5 protein-coding genes are annotated in these 2,898 nt (G+C 49.6%); 3 read left to right on the forward strand and 2 right to left on the reverse strand.

Annotation, left to right across the window (positions count from 1 at the left end; all coding sequences use genetic code 11):
- Window positions 1–222 precede the first annotated feature (222 nt).
- Window positions 223–687 carry a tetratricopeptide repeat protein gene (locus ASC74_RS31715; RefSeq protein WP_156400857.1) on the reverse strand — a complete coding sequence of 155 codons (465 nt, stop codon included), beginning with the start codon at window positions 685–687 and terminating at the stop codon, window positions 223–225.
- Between the two features lie 56 nt (window positions 688–743).
- Between ASC74_RS31715 and ASC74_RS26615 the strand changes: the two genes are divergently transcribed.
- From ASC74_RS26615 to ASC74_RS26625, 3 genes are all read left to right on the forward strand, one after another.
- Window positions 744–1,220: an RDD family protein gene (locus ASC74_RS26615; RefSeq protein WP_056745464.1), complete on the forward strand. Its 477-nt coding sequence runs from the start codon at window positions 744–746 to the stop codon at window positions 1,218–1,220.
- On the forward strand, window positions 1,195–1,629 hold the full coding sequence (locus ASC74_RS26620) for a hypothetical protein (protein WP_236713354.1): 435 nt from the start codon (window positions 1,195–1,197) through the stop codon (window positions 1,627–1,629). Before ASC74_RS26615 ends, ASC74_RS26620 begins: the two co-directional genes overlap by 26 nt.
- 293 nt (window positions 1,630–1,922) lie before the next feature.
- Entirely contained in the window at window positions 1,923–2,240 is a 318-nt protein-coding gene (locus tag ASC74_RS26625; RefSeq protein WP_056745465.1) for a DUF7677 family protein, read from the forward strand.
- A gap of 172 nt (window positions 2,241–2,412) precedes the next feature.
- Here ASC74_RS26625 and ASC74_RS26630 read toward each other — a convergent pair whose 3' ends face one another.
- Window positions 2,413–2,688: a hypothetical protein gene (locus ASC74_RS26630; RefSeq protein ID WP_056745467.1), complete on the reverse strand. Its 276-nt coding sequence runs from the start codon at window positions 2,686–2,688 to the stop codon at window positions 2,413–2,415.
- Between the last annotated feature and the right edge of the window lie 210 nt (window positions 2,689–2,898).

The raw sequence follows: 2,898 nt of genomic DNA on the forward strand, positions 1-2,898 counted from the left end.
GAAGGTCTCGAGCGGCCCCACTGGCCGGTTTTTTCTTGGTCGGCATACATGCACCTCTGCAACATGTTATGCCCGAACACAAAATTTATGACACTCCCAATAGCTGCCCTTCGTGACCGTCAGCAAGCGGTCAATAGCGATGCTGAACAACCAGCAGCACACCCCCCATATAAAAAATACGCACACCAGAAATCAGCGATGCGGTTGGTATCTCTCAGAAAATTACCCTGCTATTTTTTGCGCTGCTTCCAGTTGGGATCTAGATAGTTTTTCAGCTACATAATTTCGATCAGCTTCGACTTCTGTCTGCCCATTGGCAGCAGCAACAGAAAGCCAAACATACGCTTGGCTATTATCTTGCATCACACCCCTGCCCTCGGAGTAGCGAATATCAAAGTTGCGCTGGGCAACTGAACTACCTTGCTCTGCGGCCTTGCGGTACCAGAAAGCCGCTTGCTTAGTCCTTTGCAACCCCTTGCCCAGTCTCGTAACGGACGCCGGGGTCGCCTTCGGCAGCGGCATCCAGGGATGACTGGGTCCCGTCGCTGCTCTCACTAAGTTCCTAAAGAACCGAGCTAAATGAATAGAGACGGGGGTACGCTTGAATGATATCGTTTTGACATCTATCACGTCTAATACCTGTAGCCAGGAACGAATAACAGCCTTTTGGCGGCAGAAGCTTTGCATGCCGGACAGCCGTCTAGCTGATGAATCCCGAAAACCCAACTGATCTCGGAAATACCATGGACGCAAGAAGCAACAGCAAAAAACCTAAAATTCTGGCGAGCGTCAGCCGTCGGTTTATCGCGAAAGTAATTGATTTCGTAATTGCGGTGTTGATCTTCTTTATCGTCAAGGTCACCGCTGACACCTTGTCTGCTTACATCACAGGTATAACGCCCAGTGCCCAGATTGTTTCAGCGGGCTTGATCGCCTTCGCTTACGTGCTTTTTGCGGATGCCCTACCTAATGGCCAAAGCCTCGGCAAGCGCTTGTTGAGTATTGCGGCTGTCGATAGAAAAACGTTCCTCGGCTGCACGGTGTCTCAGTCGTTTACCCGTAATGCCGGAGCGCTGATCATCATTGATTGGGTATGGATTTTTCTGGAGTCCAGAACACGACTGGGTGACATGCATGCCAAAACCATCGTGATTCAGACGGGGACGCTCAGCCATAAGGTTAGGAGTCTTTCCGATGTTTATGATGGTGGTCAATCCTAAGTCGGACCGCAGGGCTATGGCAGAAGGGAACATCATTTGCGGTACGTTCCAAAGTGCCGACAAGTCAGGGTCAGCCTTGGAGGCAGTGTTAGATGCACTCCCATTGCAGGCTCGCGAACTGGTCGAAAATGTTAAACAGCAACTCGATACAGCAGACTTGGTCCTCATAGATGTCGATCAAGCGAAAAGCTTACTTCCATTTTTACAGGCCTACCAAGCGCAACTGATCGCTGAGATTGGGAACGATGACTGGACTCGGGCAACGCAGGAAGAGGAATCTTCACTTGAACCGGTTGCTGCCAAGTGGGGATTGGGCAAGGGATGGAGGCTTTACTGCGTGCGAGATCTCATAGGCGCTTGTGAAAATGCGTTGGAAGAGATGGAGCCTGTTTGTATAGCGTTTAGTTAACTACTCCCAGCCGGTCGCATATCCGACCTTGGGTACAGGCTGTTTGAAGATACAGCCACCGCTTTGAGACCCACGCGGCTAGATTAAACCTGCCCGGTTTTTCGCGGTTAACGGACGAAAAAATTGGATAGAAGCGGAAATTTCGTTCTCTATTCGAGCCGTCGCAGCTCTCAAAAAGGTTTTCACACAGCCTGGATCGATTCCGGCCTGTCTCGACCGCAATAAAACGGCAAAAAGTAGATGCTTGATTATGAAGCAGTTAAATCCAGAATATTTACTAAAAGAAAATGTACATGAAGAAGCTAAGTAATGATTTCAGTGGAGCACTCCGAACGTTTGCGTACTTCATGGCAAGTGGAAGCCACTACATGCTTGAAAACGTGGAGTACCTCGACATTTATGGCTCTGAGCCGAGTGCAATTGAGATGGTCTTCGCTATATTCGCGAACGTAATAGAGATGGACAGTGAAGGCAACGTGCTCAATTTCACCTACGCCCAAAGGAGAGCGACTGACTACTTAAGGTCATACTGCGACCCATCTTTCAAAGTAACGCCGCCTCTTGAAGACTGGGAAACTGAGCTCTATGGGCCGCCCCCACTCGGACGCTAAGAAATGACTTTAGCTCGCAGACACGAGGGGCCGGAAAGGTTGTTTTCTGCCCCTCCTGAAAGGCAACATTCGGCCAAAAGCGGACTGTCATGAAGGGCCGAAATCGACCGAGGCCGTGTGAAAACGCAACGAATACGCCGAAAGCTGAGTCTGTTAGACCACAACACTTATTTTATTTCAGCTCCGTTCTTATTTCGGTTCCGGGCACAAAATATTTACTGGGATCATTGACCTTCTTCAGGTCAATCAGGGCTCGGCAAATGCAATGTGAGAATTGCTTCTTCAATGTTTCGGGGTCTTTCCATGCCATTTCCGATGGTTGCGATTGTTGTCCCTCGGACGATTTATAGCAGACACAATTATCAAGTCGGGTGATGCCGTTATCATTTGTGCTCTGACAAGCAGTGGCAAGCAAAGAGATCGCGATGAGCATTACGAAGCGTTTCATTGGCTCCCCTCCGAGGCTGTTGTGAAGGGCTAACTCTAAATAGGCCGCAGTGGGGTGATAAGCCCGACATTAGAAGGAAGCTTAGCTCTCATTTTCCATCGCTCCATCCACTGGCTGCTTTTGGCCCAGAGTGTGTAAAAACGCTAGATCCCGTTTCGATTTTCAAGGCTGAGTGGCTGTCCGGCTTTGTAGCCTGATCAAGGCACGATG

It is taken from the genome of Pseudomonas sp. Root329 (assembly GCF_001424925.1).
Taxonomy (GTDB): domain Bacteria; phylum Pseudomonadota; class Gammaproteobacteria; order Pseudomonadales; family Pseudomonadaceae; genus Aquipseudomonas; species Aquipseudomonas arabinosi.